General features: G+C 39.0%; 15 protein-coding genes. 3 read left to right on the top strand and 12 right to left on the bottom strand.

Annotated elements, in window-relative coordinates; genetic code table 11:
- Positions 1-39: 39 nt before the first annotated feature.
- From queE to J7E66_RS28430, 8 genes are all read right to left on the bottom strand, one after another.
- A complete protein-coding gene (gene queE, locus J7E66_RS28465) occupies positions 40-768 on the bottom strand; it encodes a 7-carboxy-7-deazaguanine synthase QueE (protein ID WP_215006529.1) in 729 nt (242 codons plus the stop codon).
- Complete coding sequence (gene queD, locus J7E66_RS28460; RefSeq protein WP_215006526.1) at positions 765-1,241, bottom strand: 6-carboxytetrahydropterin synthase QueD; 477 nt, start codon at positions 1,239-1,241, stop codon at positions 765-767. The genes queE and queD overlap by 4 nt, the downstream gene beginning before the upstream one ends.
- A 3-nt stretch (positions 1,242-1,244) precedes the next feature.
- Complete coding sequence (gene queC / locus J7E66_RS28455; RefSeq protein WP_215006532.1) at positions 1,245-1,898, bottom strand: 7-cyano-7-deazaguanine synthase QueC; 654 nt, start codon at positions 1,896-1,898, stop codon at positions 1,245-1,247.
- A 253-nt stretch (positions 1,899-2,151) separates the two neighbouring features.
- Positions 2,152-3,183, bottom strand: a complete 1,032-nt coding sequence (locus tag J7E66_RS28450) for a LacI family DNA-binding transcriptional regulator (RefSeq protein ID WP_215006524.1) — start codon at positions 3,181-3,183, stop codon at positions 2,152-2,154.
- A gap of 191 nt (positions 3,184-3,374) precedes the next feature.
- A complete protein-coding gene (locus tag J7E66_RS28445; RefSeq protein ID WP_215006521.1) occupies positions 3,375-6,557 on the bottom strand; it encodes a glycoside hydrolase in 3,183 nt (1,060 codons plus the stop codon).
- Between the two features lie 364 nt (positions 6,558-6,921).
- Positions 6,922-7,980 carry a PrsW family intramembrane metalloprotease gene (locus J7E66_RS28440; protein WP_215006518.1) on the bottom strand — a complete coding sequence of 353 codons (1,059 nt, stop codon included), beginning with the start codon at positions 7,978-7,980 and terminating at the stop codon, positions 6,922-6,924.
- Positions 7,981-8,115: 135 nt separating this feature from the next.
- Entirely contained in the window at positions 8,116-8,691 is a 576-nt protein-coding gene (locus J7E66_RS28435; protein ID WP_215006515.1) for a hypothetical protein, read from the bottom strand.
- Between the two features lie 331 nt (positions 8,692-9,022).
- Positions 9,023-9,730, bottom strand: coding sequence for a DNA alkylation repair protein (locus J7E66_RS28430; RefSeq protein ID WP_215006512.1), 708 nt, complete (start codon positions 9,728-9,730; stop codon positions 9,023-9,025).
- A 249-nt stretch (positions 9,731-9,979) separates the two neighbouring features.
- On the opposite strand from J7E66_RS28430, the gene J7E66_RS28425 reads away from it, so the two are divergent.
- Entirely contained in the window at positions 9,980-10,144 is a 165-nt protein-coding gene (locus J7E66_RS28425) for a DUF3231 family protein (protein WP_215006509.1), read from the top strand.
- Between the two features lie 81 nt (positions 10,145-10,225).
- Here the strand turns inward: J7E66_RS28425 and J7E66_RS28420 are convergent, their stop codons facing one another.
- From J7E66_RS28420 to J7E66_RS28405, 4 genes are all read right to left on the bottom strand, one after another.
- On the bottom strand, positions 10,226-10,615 hold the full coding sequence (locus J7E66_RS28420; RefSeq protein WP_215006506.1) for a cupredoxin domain-containing protein: 390 nt from the start codon (positions 10,613-10,615) through the stop codon (positions 10,226-10,228).
- A gap of 203 nt (positions 10,616-10,818) precedes the next feature.
- Positions 10,819-12,048, bottom strand: coding sequence for an MFS transporter (locus J7E66_RS28415; RefSeq protein ID WP_215006504.1), 1,230 nt, complete (start codon positions 12,046-12,048; stop codon positions 10,819-10,821).
- Between the two features lie 44 nt (positions 12,049-12,092).
- Positions 12,093-13,118, bottom strand: a complete 1,026-nt coding sequence (locus J7E66_RS28410; protein ID WP_374103896.1) for an ROK family transcriptional regulator — start codon at positions 13,116-13,118, stop codon at positions 12,093-12,095.
- A 290-nt stretch (positions 13,119-13,408) separates the two neighbouring features.
- Positions 13,409-13,819, bottom strand: a complete 411-nt coding sequence (locus tag J7E66_RS28405; RefSeq protein ID WP_215006498.1) for an Lrp/AsnC family transcriptional regulator — start codon at positions 13,817-13,819, stop codon at positions 13,409-13,411.
- Positions 13,820-13,937: 118 nt separating this feature from the next.
- Here J7E66_RS28405 and J7E66_RS28400 point away from each other — a divergent pair, with 118 nt between their 5' ends.
- Positions 13,938-14,699 carry an MBL fold metallo-hydrolase gene (locus tag J7E66_RS28400; RefSeq protein ID WP_215006495.1) on the top strand — a complete coding sequence of 254 codons (762 nt, stop codon included), beginning with the start codon at positions 13,938-13,940 and terminating at the stop codon, positions 14,697-14,699.
- Between the two features lie 30 nt (positions 14,700-14,729).
- Positions 14,730-15,020, top strand: a complete 291-nt coding sequence (locus J7E66_RS28395) for a LysR family transcriptional regulator substrate-binding protein (protein ID WP_483861502.1) — start codon at positions 14,730-14,732, stop codon at positions 15,018-15,020.
- The last annotated feature ends 641 nt before the right edge of the window (positions 15,021-15,661 follow it).

The raw sequence follows: 15,661 nt of genomic DNA, 5'->3' as shown, positions 1-15,661 counted from the left end.
GTTTCGAACTGTCCCCATGGTCCTCCATGGTCCCTGTCCTTACACGCCGCGCTTATTTCCCCAAAGAAGCGCATGTAATTGTGGTAATACTTTTACATCATTCAATTGAGGGTCAGCAACCACACAATTGACTAACCACTCATATTTCAACAGTAGTTTTAGAAGCAATTCATTATTATTGAAATTCGTAATATCATCGTTCCCAACCTGGAGATAAAAAGGAATATCCGCATAGCGGCTATGAACCTTTTTCGCATACTCAAGATCGGTTTCATCAAAGATAACTACTTTTAGACTTACTTTATGTTTAAAATCATTGTCGTTTAAATTTTGAAAAATAGAATCTAATATTTCAAAATTGGTTACCATGTTGGAGCTCGGCGGCTTAGGTGAAACGGTCAGTTCATTGACGTTTAAGAACCAGTCCTGCCATCTGCTTCCTTGTGTTTCAATACCAATTTTGATGTCTTTTTCTTTTAATAAATCAATAAACACATCTAAGTTTTTCAACAGCGCCGGATTTCCCCCTGAGATCGTCACAAACGAGAAATTGTCCCCACCGACTCTTTTCAATTCATCCCAAATTTCTTCAGCGGTCATTTGCTGAATATCCTCTTTGGCACTGCCATCCCATGTAAATGCAGAATCACACCAGCTGCATGAATAATCACAGCCGGCCGTCCGAACAAACATCGTTTTTTGACCAATGACCATGCCCTCTCCTTGGATGGTAGGGCCAAAAATTTCTAATACAGGAATCTTACTCATTCCCCCATCCACTCCCTTCTTGCTTCTGCGTAGCTTGTTGGAGTTTCAAACAGACGGACAAATTCCACTCTTGCTCCATGATATTGGTTCCTACGATCTTCTTCTGCTAAGGCTTCTTTCATTTTCTCATATATCCAGACAACCATGTTTTCGGCTGTTGTATTCATCGATGGAAGGGTTTCGTTTAGGTATTGATGATCAAGATAGATTTCGATTTCATTTTTCCAAATGTCTTTAATATCGCCAAAGTCGATCATTAAGCCGCGTTCATCAACAAAACCACTTAATCCAAAAATAACTCTGTACGTATGGCCGTGCAAATTCTTGCATTTCCCTTCATAGCAATGCAAGTGGTGTGAAGCATCAAAGGTAAATTCCTTGCTCACTAGTACACGCTTTGAATGATATTTTAATTGATGAGGTTGAATGTCCTCATTTATCTTCTGAAGTTTATCAACGATTCTAAAACCCATCGTTTAAAACCTCCCATTAAGAAAGTCATCGAGCCCTCTTTTTCTTAAGACGCAAGCTGGACACTCTCCACATCCATCCGAAATCACACCATTATAGCAAGTTAATGTTTTTTCACGAACAAAATCAAACGCGCTTAATTCATCTGCCATGGCCCATGTTTCTGCTTTGTTTAACCACATTAATGGCGTATGAATGACAAAATTATCATCCATCGATAGATTTAAAGTGACATTTAGTGATTTGATAAAAATATCACGACAATCTGGGTATCCGCTGAAATCTGTTTCGCAAACACCAGTGACTAAATGCTTGGCACCGATCTGACGTGCTAAAACCCCTGCGAAGGTTAGGAATAACAGATTACGGCCTGGCACAAATGTCGACGGAAGTTCCCCTTCGCCGCCATTAGTCACCTCAATATCTGAACGTGTTAACGCATTAGGGGCTAGTTGATTTAATAACGACATATCTAAAATATGATGTTTCACGCCAAGTTCATTGGCTATATTTTTGGCACATTCAATTTCTAAACTATGCCGTTGATTGTAATCAAACGTAACTACTTCTACTTCTTTAAATTGCCTTAATGCCCAAAATAAACAAGTGGTGCTGTCTTGTCCACCACTAAACACAACAATTGCCTTTTCATTTTTCAACATGTATATCAAATACTTCCTTTCAAATAGAAAAAAACAGCACCCCAAGATAGAAGTGCTGCTTCATCTTAGTTTTTTTAATGTGGGGGGCTAGAACCACTTTCGCAAAATGCGAACTATATAATTTTAAATGACTAAATGATTATAAACCATTTTTTCAATTTTTTCACCTATTTGTCGACATTTTTCGAGTCAATGACTTGAAGTATTAACGAAGTCACCAGCATAATTCTTCCTGCCAGCAGCGTGGTAGTCACCAATCAGTGGAGTTCCTCTTGGTGAGAAATGGTTCAATGGTTACTTCTTTTGTAACTTCCGGTGCTTCTTGCTCATTTTTTGCGTTAATAATTAAATCTAGTGCCACCGTTCCAAGTTTTTCGTAATCATGGTTTATGGAAGTAAGGCTCGGCGTCAAGATATCTGCGACAAACGAATCATCATAGCCTACAAAGGCAAATTTCTTGGGGTCGATATTTTGATGATTGCACGCAACTAAAGCTCCGGAGGCAATCATATCATTTATACAAATAATGGCCGTAGGCATTGCCTTGTTTTCCAGTAGCTTGTTCATCGCCTTTTGACCGCTTCCTACTGAAAAACCACTGTATATATGCCATTCAGGATGATAAACCAGACCATTTTCCATCAGGAGCTGCCTGAATCCTTCTACTTTTATATCGGTAGAAGTGATCCCCTGCTTTCCTCCCAGCAAGCCAATTTTTTTGTGCCCCATTTCGACTAAATGCTCGACAATCATCTTCATACCCAACAGCTCATCGGATTTCACTTTATAACAATCGACACCGGCCATCTCTCCGTTGACCATCAAAATAGGGATCTTTTTCATAACCTCCTGCACCTCAGAGGCCTCTTCCGCATCCGTTAACGATTTGTTAATCCGGCCGCCCATCATGATGATCCCTTCGACTTGGCGTTCCGAGAGAACCTTTAGGTAAACGGACTCCATCCCGCTATCGTTCATAGAATTACATAAGAATATCGTATATCCCTTTTTTTGAGCGTATCTCTCCAATTCCATGCAGAAGCTTGAAAAGAATGGATTCGTGATGTCTGGCAAAATCAGCCCAATCATCTTTGTTTCTTTTTTTGATAAACTTCTAGCAATACTGTTTGGCTGAAAATTATATTCCTGTATTTTCGCCAGCACCTTCTCTTTTGTTTTTTTGCTGACTGGATAATTGCCATTTAGGACCCGCGATACAGTTGCCGGAGATACATTTGTGGCTTCGGCAATATCATAGATGGTAAACGTTTTTTTGTCCAACTGAAGCCCCCCTTCTTAGAGATATAAACCTAAATATATTAATCGGTTTTATCTTAAGTATCTTTCTTCCAATTGTAATCTATTTTAATAGAAAAATGGTAGTCGATAGGGTGAACGTGAAGGCGGGGGGAAAAACGGCAATAAAAAGTCATAGTTGTGGACTACAGCATCCTCAACTATGACTAATTATATTATCTAAATTTAACCGTATAGGTTTCAGTCCGGAGCCCATCCTCCGATTTTACTGTGATCACAGCAGCGTCCTCTTCTTCAGATACCTGATAAGAGGCAAATAGGTCGTTGGTTACTGCTGTAACAACAGGAGATTTCGATGCTTTTTCCATCACATCATAAGTAAATTGGTCAGGTTGGAAGTCCTTTAACGGCTTCCCATCGATTAAGATGCTCTCAAGCGTTGCATTATCGCCAATGCTTGGTTCAGCCTTCGTGACATCTCCTTTTCCAAATACTTCAACTTCCGAAATCGCAATGCATGTATTCGGCATCGCTTTCATCACCACTCGGACCTTCGATGTGATCACTGGCGCAAAATTCACCGTTAAGTCCTTTTTCGCATTCACAGCTAATTGGGTACCGTCGATGGCCTTCCATTCGGTACCATCCCAGTACTCAAGCTGTAGGGATGCTGGTGGTCTCGTTCCACCCCCATCATCATAAAAATGGAAATCGAGTTTAGAAATCGTATCTTCACTCCCAAAATCAATTGCTACCCAATCTTCTGACCTCCAGCTGTTTGGATCCCAATTCGTCCAGCGAATGGAAGAGATATCACCATCGTTAACATTTGCGGCTTTATCATACTGTCCTGTAAAGGAAGCGGTTGCCTTTGGAAACTCTTGTCCAGTGCCGGGAAGGTTTAAGGCAATGTTCTGCAATGCCGGTTTGGTGACTTGCACATTGGCAGTTACTTTAACCGGACTATACGGAATCGAGCCTTTTACGGTAAATTTGGCAAGCGTTTCATACTTGCTTGGGTCTATCGTTTCCCAATTCACACGTACGTTTCCTTCTGTACCGATTTCAAGTTTAGCAGGAACAAAATCAGGCAGTTCCGGCGCTTTACCTGGTACAGTTTTCACTTTAATTGGTTCGACACTTTCCACTTTGCTGACGGTAACATTGGCAACTGCCGGGATGTTCGTTCCTTCTACCTTGCCCTTCACGGTAAAAATGGTTTCCCTGTCATATTGATCAGGGTCAACCGGCTCCCATTGGACCGCTTTTTGCACTTTTTTCCCGTCACCGTAAATAGCAGTTATCTCCTGTGGCAGTTCCGGTGCGATTTTTTTCTTCGTTACAACGACATTGGCAGGCTCAATTTCTACAATTCCGGACTTGTCGATTTTCCAACTCTGATTCTTTCCAGCATTCGCTGACCAGACGTCCACACCAGCATCTTCTTTTGTTGACGCGCCGCCAACTTCCAGCAGCTGACCGTTTGCTGCGTTAATGAACGTGTATTGCTGATTGCCTGAGGTGGATAACATCCACTTTTGGCTGACAGTGTTTTGATAGGTTTGTTCCACAGCGGACCCATTTTCTACACCAATTACTTTGCCATTGTTGGTGTCGACGATTTTATATAATTCCTTGGAGCTGTATCCATTGGTCACTTTTTGAAGGCTCCATTGCTGGCTCGCTTTATCGCGGTCATAGGATTTTTGGACTATCTTGCCATCCTGAGTGATATCCAGGACCTTTCCACTATTTAGATTACTAATTTTGTATTTATCATGATTATTTAAGAAACCGTCGTCCTTGTTGACTCCAGAAACACCGGATACGACGAATGTTGTAATCGATAGTGCGGGAACCACCGCTGCTAATTTTTCATCCTTTACCTTGATGTCTTCTTTTTTCTGCAAATTATCGGTGGCCGATGTTACATATGGCGTTGCCGATGCTGTTCCATTTATCGTTTCAAATCCAGATAAGTCAAAGTCGATTACTTTTTGTTCCGCAGATGAATTGGTATAAACGACGACAACGGAGTCATCTTTCGTATCAATGGCGGCCAAAGTATTTTGGTTGTTTGTGTTGATAAACTGGTCGCCAGGGCGGATAAATTTACTGTAGTTGCCCACTGCGTAGTATTTTTTATTTTTGTATATTTTAAAATTGCTGAAATCCTTTGCGGCAAAATCAACCTGAATCAGACCCCAGTTGCCATTTTCATGTTCAGGCCTCATGTTTACCTCATCTTCCACTGCTTGCCAAAGCACCCATGCTTCTGGCTCGAGCTGCTGGATATCCGCCTGGATTCTTTCCGATATAGCAAGCCCTGGCTTGATGTCCTCATGATTCTGGCCGCCGACACTTAGGTCAACCTCCGACATCCATAGTTTTTTCCCTGCACCCTTGGCAATATCTCTGGCACCATTTCTTTCTCCCGTTCCGTACGTATGTACATTCAACTGCCCAATATTATTTCGGGTTTCCGAATTGTAGGCATCCCAATTGGATCGAAATTTTGATGGATTGGTTTCGTCCATTGCCGAGACAACGGTATTCAAACCTTTTTCGGTTAATTGTGTTTTCACCTCATTAATCATTTTCGCTTGTGATGCAGGTGCCCAGTGTGATCCTTCCTGTCTGCCCTTGGCTCCCCAATAGTTAGTATTGGGTTCATTTACCGGTGAAAGCGTTTTAAATTGAATGCCTGTTTCTTGCTGTAAATGGTCCACAACTCCTGTTAAGTAGCTGGCAAAATTCGTGTATTGATCTGGCTTCAGGTTATCCTTATTTGAATCCCAGTTTCCAGATACGTATCCACTTTGAGTCATAAAGTATGGTGCCGAGTTCGAAAAGGCCTCAAACGTATCTGCTCCTCTAGACTTAGCTGCCGTCAGCCACCAGCGTTGATTGGCATCAGCGTTCCAATTCCAATGGTCAGGATTTTTTGGGTCCCACCAATTTGTCGGCTCTGTCCAGCCTTCTGTGTTTCCATTTGGAGGACCAAATTCAGCAGGCCGATTCCAATAACCTGGGACTGCTCCGCCAAGACGCATGTATGGAGTGGTTTCTGGTGAATCACCACCGCCTATATTATAACGAGCAATATTAAAATTAAGTCCATCCTTGCCATAAAGGGCATCAGCTACTTGGTTTTTGATTTCATCGGGCCAGCCGCCCGTAATATTGGCAAACCATACAAGGGCCGTTCCCCAACCATCAAATGGTGCCTGTTGGTAGCTTGGGTCTAATTTCACCGTTTCTGTTACTGTGCTCGATGGATTTACTTCAGCGGCAGATCCCTTAGGTGCGGCAGATGCGAGCAGACTAAAGGTAAGGGCAGCGGCCGAGCCGCATGTTAAAACCTTTTTAGCCATTTGTTTAAAATTATCTTTTGCCATGTTTGTATCCCCCTTTTACTATTTTCCTAGATTAAGTCAGTTACGTTTATGATCACCTCCCAAATGGTTATTGGTATAGAAACCGGTTTCTATACTAACGAAAAAAATATCAAGTAGTTTTGTATGAATAAATTTTATATAAGGATACGTGCTGTTATTTTTTTACATAGAAACCGGTTTCTATATAAAAAAATGTCTGTTAATTCTGAATACTTATCTTGAGTATTAATATAAAATTTACCATGGATGCTGTCAATACGAAAGGAAAATTTCGGTTCATTGTTCCTATATAAAATAGGACTTAGGGACTCCAAAGACATTTGCTTAATATAAAAAAAGAAACAGAAGAACTCTCCTCTGCTCCTTAAACATTTATTTTTCTTTCTCCAATCTCCTTAAGGCCAGCACGGATGAGCAGGAAGACAACTACCCATGAAGCTAGCATTAGAAAAATCTGTCCGAAGGGGAACATTCCTGTTATAGGGGTGTCCCATAATGCATGCATCAAAACCACTAAGATAAAGACGCGTAAAAACCTAAAGCGGAATAGCATGTTAAATTTAAATGGCTCGTCCCCTTGTACTCTGCAGAATGCTGCACCAGTCAGAGCAGCCCAGGCAATATGTCCGCCAGGAGCAAAGATCCCTCGCCATAGGATCGTGTTGTAGAGAGTTGCACCATCTCCAGAAAGCAGTGCCCTTAGAGCATACCCAGCTGTTTCAAACGCTGCAAAACCTGCTCCGACTGCTGCACCGATGAGAAGGCCGTTTAAAATATATCTGTATTTTCGGTATCGAACAAACGTAATCACCGTTATTGCTTTGGCGAGCTCCTCAGCAATTCCAATCGTAATCGGATTAATAATGTTTTTCAGAATATCGAAAAACACGAGTGCGACTAACATGGAGAGAATCCCACCGATCATCACGACGTATATCACTCGATAAAAAGCAATATTTTGCGGAGCATTCATCTCCCAGAAGAAGATTAACGTTGTAAACGGAACAGCAAAAGCACCAACAATAATGAGTCCGGGTATAAAGTTCACATTTCTAAAATAGCTCACACCAATGTAAAATCCTGCGAAGGCAAGAAGTGAAATGATGAATACCCTTGCAAAAAGCCATGGTTTTGGCCAGGTGTCCTTCACTTCCGAAATTTTTGGTGTAGTAAGCGCAGTTCCTACGATAAACAGCCGGTCCGCTTCCAGTTCGCTATGATTATGGAAAACACGCGAAAATATGTTTTGAAATTTTGGTTCAATCGATCGTTGGAATCTTGGGACCATATCTACGTAATGGGCAAACTCATAAAAAAAGCTATTTTCATTCTCTTGTGTGTTATTTTTAATAAACTTTTCTCCGCAGCTTAAGCAGAATTTCACACCATCTGGATTGGTATAAACACATTGCGGGCATTTCAAAAAACTTCACCCCTCTTGGTTAGCAAAAACATCCTCAAATAGAGGATGCCCAATAATAGGTAAATTATTTGAATACACGTTCTATCCAAAAAAATCCGCTGACCTGCCAAGGCAAGTCACCGGTTACCTGTGCAGTTAGAGAATATCCTTTTTCAACGAGCTTTTAATCAGCTTCATTTCTCCTTTTTTAGGGATGAATTCACTGATGTTTTCATACTTTTCTTCCCTTTTTAAATGGTTTTGGTCCTGGGCCATATATTCCTTAAAGGAGCAGTAAAAGAGTTTACGGGCAACTCTTCCTTTATCACCAATGAGTTTGAACCAATTTTGCCCAACATAAAATGGATTCGTTACTTTTTTATCAATGAGCTCATTAATACGATCCTTTTCTTCCCCTGGATTAAATTTTGTTTTAGAAGAAAGGGCCAAGATAAAATAGTTTTTATACTTATCAAATTCTAGTAATTGAAGATGGTACTTCTGCCGCTCTATTTGATTGAAATCCCTCAGAACTATTTTGATACTTTTTTCAACATCAATTTCAAATTTACTTGCATCTTTCCAAGTCGATAAACGGGAATCAAAAATGGACAGTGTTAGTATATAATAGGCTTCAAAATGTTTGGGATCAAATACTTCATTTCCAACTTGCCTTTCATCTTCCGGTACAACAATATAGTTTTTATAATCAGCAAAGAAATTTTCAATCATATCGTATACCCTCTTTCATATCTTGATAAAATTAATGAATAATTCGAAATTATATAATATATTCCTTTATTAAAATCAAAAATCCTGCTAATTCTTCCAAAATTCCTCACCTTTCAGGTTTTTTAATTATATAGTCCCATAATAGAATGAATAATTTGTCGTGTATTCGAAAATGCAGCTCCTCTGATATCGAATTTTCTTAAGATTTTCGTCATAAAAAAATGGCTCAGTAAAGTGAATACTAAGCCATTTTTTATTGTATTGTTTTAAAGCTTATACATTATGTATGGAGCTCTCATTCCCAGATAGAGTAATTACACTACAAACTAGGCTAACACCTTACATATTTGCGTTTGAAACCAATTTTCCCTCGATCTATTCCGTTTTGAATATTTTCGGAAGCAAGCAAAATACTGCTTTTTTTCTTGTCCCGCTTGATTTCTACTGGGCCGACTGCCTTTGCAGTTTCAACCGCCTTATCATGGAGCGACAAATAGGAAATTCCTACTGTGTAGATAAAATTATTCATAGCGGATTTTGTTCGTTCAGGAGAATCGTGAATCATATTTTCCACCTGATCAAGCATACTGGCAATCTTGCTGGCGCTAAATTCACTATCCGGTCGATTACCCAAAAGCCAGCAGTAACAGCTCCAGCCTGCCGACATTCTAAGTTCTTCACCACTCGCGATCCATTTATCGGCAACATCTTGCGCAATATCAGTTTCAGCCAACGTTACAGCAACCACATAATCGGAAAGCATATAAAAATACGCCCCATCCATCCAACGCTCAAAATCTGCCTCAGTCATTACCATTGGGTCCGCAATGATGCCGGCAAAATACATGGCATCATAGTTCCCGGTGGCGTAAAGCTGATCGGCTAAAGGCCGATTTTTCTTGATTTTCTTTGCAAGCGGCTTCATTGCACCTGTAGCCACCCCAAAAACAGGCTCATGTGCACCATTGCTTATGTAAGTCTTTTTCATTCGTTCCTTGCCAAGCGCTTCCAGTTCCTGCATAACCATTTCGAAATACATCGTTTTGCACTTCCTTCCTTTTCATCCATCAAAATGAACAATCCTACTTTTTATCCTTTTGATCATGGCATTCAACTACACCCATTTTTATAAATTTTACTATGAATTAAGTGAAGTGAATAGAGTAAGGCTACTACTATGTGTTTTTTTAGATTAAAAAGGAATTCATATACTTTGCAAAAAATACCATAAAATAATTTCGGAATAACGAACGAAACAAACCTTGAGAGTAATAGGAGGGAATTTCTTTTGGGGATTTTCGGGAAAACAAAGAGAAACACATTATCCGCTGCGGAAGTTTCTGCACTTTGGCATCAGTATATGGATGATAGTATGGCAATATGCGTTTATAAATATTTTCTTAAAATTGTTGAAGACAAAGAAATAAAACCTATATTAGACACTAGCCGCTAGGGCGCTGGACTGGACAATTTTCAAAGTCGAAATTTATACTTTCTAATCTTGTAAACAAGCAAGGCCGATTGGCCCTGCTTGTTATTTGACAATTACTTTTCCAACCATACCTTCCTGGAAATGGTACCTACATATCAAGTCATATGTACCAGGATTTTTCGGATTCACGGTAATAGTTTTTTCTTTTCCCGGCTGGACTTCGGTGTCAATACTGAGCTTTTCCACTGTGAAGGTGTGCTTTTTCTTACCTTGGTTTTTCAAAATCAGCGTTGTCGTTTTTCCATTCGGAATCGTGATGACACTCGGATTAAAGGAATCATCATGCAACTCGACCTTTATCGCTTTCACTGTCTCAACAGGCCGTGTTACGACGCCGGATTCAGCGAATACATCGAGTGAGCCTGGAGTTGTCATAACCAAAATCATCCCAAACATAACGACCAATCCAGTTAACCACTTTTTCACAGACATTCTCAATCCCTCCTTTCCTAAGCACTATTGTTTTCCAATTGATACAATTTTATCACTTTAATTTGAGTTCCAATGTGTATCAAATAGTAACTCTTTTATCTGAAACAGCGACAAAGAAAAAAGATCGCCTCTAATGACGATCTTCTGGAATCCATTCTTCTTCAATTAATAGCAGGTTACTGAATACGGAAACCCCTTTATAATTAAATTACCGTGGAGTTTTTATTTTTTACACTTATTAAATTGTCTCTATTCAATTTGATATTTAATTTTTCGGAACCCAAGAGCATTATTGCAATAAAACCTGCAATGACAAATGGGAAGATTCCTATTGTCGAGTGTGCTGCAATGAAACCAAGAAGTGGCGGCAGGAACGTACTACCTGTATAAGCAACGGCCATTTGATACCCCATGATTGTTTGGGAATGTTCCTGCCCAAATCGTGTTGGCGTTTCATGCAACATACACGGAAATATCGGTGCCAATCCTAATCCAACCATAATAAAACCGACAAGCGAGAAAGTGGGCGGCAATGGTAGGAGTAGGAATGCGGCACCAGCTAATGCTATTATTTGCCCCACCCGAATGAGCGTGCGGTTACCTATTTTCAAGGTAATAAAGCCTGTAATAAATCTTCCGATTGTGATACCCGCGTAATACAAGGAAACCCATTTTGCCGCTGCATCTACGGATAATTCTTTAACATTTACCAGGAAACTACTTCCCCAAAGCCCCATTGTTGCATCCGCACCACAATAAAACAAGAAAGATATCAAAGCTAGCTTAACTCCCCTAATTTGCAAAGGTTTTCGATATTTAGCATCTGCTCCATATAATCCATCATCTGTATTTTCTGTCTCATTAGAGATCACAATGCTGTTTCCTCTCACCTTATTCCATAAAGGCAAAGTGAAGAAAAGAATGACAACTAATACAAACTGCAGACCAGCGATGGCAAGATACCCGTTTCTCCAAGAATGATGCCCTGTAATAAACTGAGCCATAATTACGGGACCTAGTGTAGCCCCAACTCCCCAAAAACAATGAAGCCAACTCATATGGTGTGCTTTGTAATTTGTCGCTACATAATTGTTTAATCCCGAATCAACGGCACCTGCACCTAATCCAAGTGGTATGGCACAAATAAATAACCAAAAAAGCGAAGGAGCAAATTGAAACCCAAGCAGTGCTCCAGCAGTCATTAAACAACTGAAAAATGTGACAATGCCCGTTCCGAAGCGTTTAAGTACAACTCCACTAGCAAAACTGGAAATGATCGTTCCCCCAGCGATTGTCATAAAAAGCAAACCGGCTGTCTCAAAGTGAGCTCCAAATTCCGATTGCATCAAAGACCATGACACTCCCAACAATGAATCAGGTAAACCTAAGCTGATAAAAGCCATGTAGATAATTACTAAAAAGAATGTAGCCATTATAACCCCGCCTTTTAATTTTTTGTAATAGGTATTGATTTGTCTTATCTGTTTATTCCGGTGATCATGAGATCAAGACCAAGACTTTGTAATCCAAATAAATAATCTTGTTTCCAATCACTCATTATAAGTTCTGGAAGATGCTCTGCTGGAATATACTTTGCACTTCGGTCTAAAATTTGGTCTAGGATAAATTGGTTGACTTCATCATCACAAAAAATAATTGTATAAGGATTAAGGATAGCTACAAAGGAAGCTACTAACCTGCTAATGGCGTCGACCTCATAGTCCTCACATATAAATGCTTTCATAGGCCTGTTTTCATTTTGCAAAGCCTGGCCAAAATTTTGGTCATCGTACTGTGGAACGAATGAAACCTCTCCTGAAAAATTAGTGTTACCTCGTACCACGACTCCATTTACCATAATTCCAGCACCTGGACCATTTTGACCTGAATATAAATAAACAAGAGATTTATTTTTCTTCTTTCCCTTACTATCGTAATATCCAAGCACCGCCGCATTCATATCGTTCTCTATTACAACAGGTATTGAGAAACGACTTTCCAAGTATCCCTTCAAATCGAAGTTTTGAAGGTGTTCATACCCTGGTATATAAATAATCCGTCCATCATCCACGGAACCAGGTACACCGATGGATACACAACTAATTTTTGGATATTTCTCTCTGATCTCTTCAACACAGTCGGTTAATAATCGTAAATCTACATCTGCTAAGAGACTTGAGGTTTTTCCAACATCCTTCACTTCACCTAAACAGTTAAAGACAATATAATTTGTCTCTGTCCTCTCTAAAAAGATTGCCATACCTAACATATACTCTGGATTATATGTATATCTTTTTGCCCTTCTTCCACCACTCGAATCATCAAGACCAACTGAAATCAGTTCACCATCCTTTTCCATCTGGGTTAAGAATTTACTTATGGTAGGGAAACTAATTTCTAATTTATCGCTAAGTTCAACTTTTGTTGCACTGCCAAGTTCTAAAAGAGATTTACGAATACCGCGAAGGATTTCCTTCCCTATCGATTTTGGAGTCGTATTCACAAAGGTCACCGCCTATTAAAATGGACTTATTAAAGAGATTTAATAAGTATCAACCAAAAAACTTATTAAATCTCTTTAATAAGTCGTGTTGATAATATATCATATAATTTTTCCGAAAACAATGGAGATTATGAATGGAATAGCTCTGTATACAAAATTCAGGTGCCATTTTTAAACTTCCTGAACTGTCAGTGGAACAAGAAAAAAAGGCTGCGCAGCAACCATTTTTTAAACTTAAGACCCCGTTTGTTTATGTGAATTAATTTATTAAATTCATTTGTATTGTTGTATTATTTACTAATAACAATCGATAGTTTATAGCTCACAAAATTACTTAGGCTTGTCAAAAATTCATCTAATATTTCATTGGATGGAATTTTGCATTCGAGAAGATAACAACTTTCTCCACTAATTTTGTAGTTGTTTATGACGTAATGTTCTTGTTTTTTAACGAACGACAAATAAGGTTGATGGTTCGTGCTTTTCGTATAAATATGTATAATAGCGTGAACAGAATACCCCATTTTTGCTTGATTGACTTTAATGCTATACCCTTCAATAATCCCTTTATCCTCTAACTTCGCAACCCTGGCTGAAGCAGCCTGTCCAGTCAAATGGACTTTTTCACCCAATTCCTTCATCGTGATACGGCTGTTCTTGGAAAGTTCATCTATGATTCGTATATCCGTGCTATCTAACATTTATTCAATTCCTTTCATTAATCAAGTGAAACCGCAAAAAGACTTGATTTTTTCTATGTAAGTAAAAAGCGGTCCTATTATAAACTATATGTACATTAAAAAAAAGGAGCTAAAGAATATGAATATACAATTAATTCGTAATGCAACATTAGTTGTCCAATATGCAGGGAAGAAGTTTTTAATAGATCCATTTTTGTCTGAGAAGGGTACTTATCCACCCTTTCCCAATTCATTAAGGCAAGATCAAAATAATCCTTTAGTCAGCTTACCAACCTCCATTGACGATATTATTAATAATATTGATGCAGTTATTGTAACTCATCTACACGTAGATCACTATGATGATGCTGCCAAAGAAGTTTTGCCAAAAGATATAAAAATGTTTGTACAAAATGAAGAAGATGCTGGAATAGTTAGAAACGATGGGTTTCAAAATGTAGAGGTTCTAAAAGAAGATACAGTTTTTGAAGATATCCAATTAATCAAAACAAAAGGCGAGCACGGAAGAGGAGAAATATTAAAGCTTGCTGGTCTAGTGTGTGGTGTTGTTTTCAAGCACACAAATGAGAAAACTTTATATGTTGCTGGAGATACAGTTTGGTATGAAGCGGTCCAAGAAGTAATTGCAACACATAACCCAGAAATCATTGTTGTAAACGGTGGAGATAATCAATTCCTGCAAGGTGGTTCACTAGTAATGGGGAAAGAAGACATATATGAAGTTTACAAAACTGCCCCTAACGCAAAAATTATTTCTGTTCATATGGAAGCTGTCAATCATTGGACCTTATCGAGAGAAGCATTGAAAAGTTTCATTAATGAAAATGGAATCACATCAAATGTTTTGGTGCCAGATGACGGAGAATCATACTCATTCTAAGAATCAGAACACTCTATAAATTGAAGCTGGATTCTAAATGGACGTGTTGACTTCGGATTTGTGCGGTTACCGTCAAAAGCAGAACTTGAAACTATCTTTTTGGAGCAAGACCGTTTGCGCGTAGTGATTCCGCAAAATCATCCGCTTGCTAATTGCGAAAAGTTTCCAATCAACGACTTACTGAACAGTCCATTTATGCTATTGGAACAGGGAGTGAAAAAGTGTGATGGAGAAATCATTTTAAAGCACCGGTTAATTGAACAAGCACCTTCTCTTCTATTGCATTTAATACTCGAAGTATTTATAACGAATAGTAATTAAATGTTTAAAACAAACTATACCTAACATAAAGGGAGGAACTGTTATGCGTGATAATACCAACTTTGCTGCTTTTGTCTTTTTTCGATTTTAGGCATTATTGCAACAACAATATTTAGCAGTATCATCATATCTCAAAATAACAACATAAAATCAAAACTTGAAAACAAAAAACAAACGTGATTCCTTTCAAGAATACCTTGATTGGAAATTTTAAATCGCTTTCTATATCAAAAGCGACCTTTCTAAAGCTGTTCTTACTGTACTAAGGGGCAGTTAAGCATTTAATTTTAGGGTATAACTTTATGTTTTACCCTCAGGCTGTCGAGAAACTTTCGACAGCCTCTTATTTTCTACAATAACTTTAACCATTCACCGCGTTAATTTATTATAATATTATTAATATATAGGCTTTCAACATGTCTGTTGATTTGCGCTCCAGGCACTTCGCTTTCCGCGGGCGTGCCGGGGTGCCTCCTCGGCCCCGTACTCGAGGGCACTGAAAAAGTCCCTTGTTTTATAGCAGTTGTAGGTTGATTTTATTAACTCTTCAACTGCTTTTTATTTTATAATTGTGGTAATAAAACATTTTAGGTGGTATACAAATGATTTCCTTTCAAGATTCATTCAATCTTAGCCCCTTC

The sequence above is a fragment of the Bacillus sp. ISL-7 genome (assembly GCF_018613065.1).
Note: the sequence above shows the minus strand (reverse complement) of the source record. Positions and strands in the feature narration are given on the sequence as shown.

Bases quoted from the DNA above. Each gene is read 5' to 3' on its own strand.
- queE (WP_215006529.1), bottom strand. From the start codon at position 768: ATGAGTAAGATTCCTGTATTAGAAATTTTTGGCCCTACCATCCAAGGA.
- queD (WP_215006526.1), bottom strand. From the start codon at position 1,241: ATGGGTTTTAGAATCGTTGATAAACTTCAGAAGATAAATGAGGACATT.
- J7E66_RS28445 (WP_215006521.1), bottom strand. From the start codon at position 6,557: ATGGCAAAAGATAATTTTAAACAAATGGCTAAAAAGGTTTTAACATGC.
- J7E66_RS28435 (WP_215006515.1), bottom strand. From the start codon at position 8,691: ATGATTGAAAATTTCTTTGCTGATTATAAAAACTATATTGTTGTACCG.
- J7E66_RS28430 (WP_215006512.1), bottom strand. From the start codon at position 9,730: ATGTATTTCGAAATGGTTATGCAGGAACTGGAAGCGCTTGGCAAGGAA.
- J7E66_RS28420 (WP_215006506.1), bottom strand. From the start codon at position 10,615: ATGTCTGTGAAAAAGTGGTTAACTGGATTGGTCGTTATGTTTGGGATG.
- J7E66_RS28415 (WP_215006504.1), bottom strand. From the start codon at position 12,048: ATGGCTACATTCTTTTTAGTAATTATCTACATGGCTTTTATCAGCTTA.
- J7E66_RS28405 (WP_215006498.1), bottom strand. From the start codon at position 13,819: ATGTTAGATAGCACGGATATACGAATCATAGATGAACTTTCCAAGAAC.
- J7E66_RS28400 (WP_215006495.1), top strand. From the start codon at position 13,938: ATGAATATACAATTAATTCGTAATGCAACATTAGTTGTCCAATATGCA.